Annotated in this window: 2 protein-coding genes; both read right to left on the bottom strand. The window is 65.0% G+C overall.

What is annotated here, in order from left to right:
- Nucleotides 1-38: 38 nt before the first annotated feature.
- Nucleotides 39-1,040 carry a type I glyceraldehyde-3-phosphate dehydrogenase gene (gene gap, locus B2W70_RS12095; RefSeq protein ID WP_286746006.1) on the bottom strand — a complete coding sequence of 334 codons (1,002 nt, stop codon included), beginning with the start codon at nt 1,038-1,040 and terminating at the stop codon, nt 39-41.
- A gap of 143 nt (nt 1,041-1,183) precedes the next feature.
- Nucleotides 1,184-2,129: transketolase-like TK C-terminal-containing protein (locus tag B2W70_RS12100; protein WP_286746008.1), on the bottom strand; the 946-nt coding region annotated here is incomplete at its 5' end.

The raw sequence follows: 2,129 nt of genomic DNA on the forward strand, positions 1-2,129 counted from the left end.
GAACTGGCGTGACAAAGGTCACGCCGAGGCAGCAGGGATCACTTGGCGATGACGCGCGCCATTTCCAGACACTTGTTGGAGTAACCCCACTCGTTGTCGTACCAGGACACGACCTTCACGAAGGTGCTGTCCAGGGCCAGGCCGGCTTCGGCGTCGAACACCGAGGTGCAGACTTCGCCACGGAAGTCGGTGGCCACGACCTTGTCTTCGGTGTAGCCCAGCACGCCCTTCATGGCGCCTTCAGAGGCGGCCTTCATGGCCTTGCAGATGTCTTCGTACGAAGCTTCCTTGTTCAGCTCGACGGTCAGGTCGACGACGGACACGTCAGAGGTGGGCACACGGAAGGCCATGCCGGTCAGCTTCTTGTTCAGCTCGGGGATCACCACGCCCACGGCCTTGGCGGCGCCCGTGCTCGAGGGGATGATGTTTTCCAGGATGCCGCGGCCGCCGCGCCAGTCCTTGTTGGACGGGCCGTCCACGGTCTTCTGCGTGGCGGTGGCGGCGTGCACGGTGGTCATCAGGCCGCGCTTGATGCCGAAGGTGTCATTCAGCACCTTGGCCACGGGGGCCAGGCAGTTCGTGGTACACGAAGCGTTGGAGATGATGGTCTGGCCGGCGTAGGTCTTGTCGTTGACGCCGTAGACGAACATCGGGGTGTCGTCCTTCGAGGGGGCCGACATGATCACCTTCTTGGCGCCAGCCTTGATGTGGGCTTCGGCGGTTTCCTTGGTCAGGAACAGGCCGGTGGACTCGATGACGACGTCGGCGCCGACTTCGTCCCACTTCAGCTCGGCCGGGTTCTTGACGGCGGTCAGGCGGATCTTCTTGCCGTTGACGATCAGGTTGTTGCCCTCGATGGCGACTTCACCCTTGAAACGACCGTGCACGCTGTCGTACTTCAGCATGTAGGCCAGGTAGTCGGGCTCGAGCAGGTCGTTGATGCCGACGATTTCGACGTCGTTGGCAAAGTTCTGGACTGCTGCACGGAACACCATGCGGCCGATGCGGCCGAAGCCGTTGATACCGATCTTGATCGCCATGATGGAAAGACCTTTTGTGAAGGTTTAAGAGGTTTGAAAAGGCTGGAAACGAAGTCTGCTCAGCGGGTGTGGCGGGGCAGGCCCGGCCTGTGCGGCGCCCGGGTGGTGACCCAGGCGCGGCGGGCAGCCCGTGATTTTAGGCTTCAGGCGCGGTTCTTGAGCACCTTCAGCACGGTGGCCACCACGTTCTCGGGGGTGAAGCCAAAGTGCTTGAAGAGCACGCCGGCCGGGGCCGACTCGCCGTAGGTGTCGATGCCGACGACCGCGTCCACGCCGTACTTCCACCAGCCGTCGGTGACGCCGGCCTCCACCGCCACGCGAGGCAGGTTGGCCGGCAGCACGGACTTCTTGTAGGCCACGTCCTGGCGGTCGAACACGGTGGTCGAAGGCATGGAGACCACGCGCACGGGCACGCCCATCTCGGCCAGCTTTTGCTGCGCGTGCAGGGCCAGCTGCACCTCGGAGCCGGTGGCCACGATCACGGCCACGGCCTTTTTCTTCAGGCCCACTTCCGACGGCTCGGCCAGCACGTAAGCACCCTGGGTGATCACGTCGGCGTCCGACTTGGGCGCGTAGGGCAGGTTCTGGCGCGACAGCAGCAGGGCCGACGGGCGGTTCTTGTTGGCCAGGGCCATGGACCAGGCCACGGCCGTTTCGGTCGTGTCGGCCGGACGCCAGACGTCCAGGCCGGGGATCAGGCGCAGGCTGGCGGCGTGCTCGACGGACTGGTGGGTCGGGCCGTCTTCGCCCAGGCCGATGGAGTCGTGCGTGAACACGTGGATCACGCGCTGCTTCATCAGCGCGGCCATGCGGATGGCGTTGCGGCTGTAGTCGCTGAAGGTCAGGAAGGTGCCGGCGTAGGGGATGTAGCCACCGTGCAGGGCCACGCCGTTCATGATGGCGGCCATGCCGAACTCGCGCACACCGTAGTTGATGTGGCGGCCGGGCTTGCCGTCGGTGGTCACGACCTTGCCGTCGTCGCCCACGCGGAAGGCCAGCGTGCTCTTGGTGTTGGTCAGGTTCGAGCCGGTCAGGTCGGCCGAGCCGCCCAGCATTTCGGGCACGGCAGCGGTGAAGAACTCGAGGGCG

The organism is Aquabacterium sp. UBA2148 (genome assembly GCF_002328915.1).
In the GTDB taxonomy this organism is placed as follows: domain Bacteria; phylum Pseudomonadota; class Gammaproteobacteria; order Burkholderiales; family Burkholderiaceae_C; genus Aquabacterium; species Aquabacterium parvum.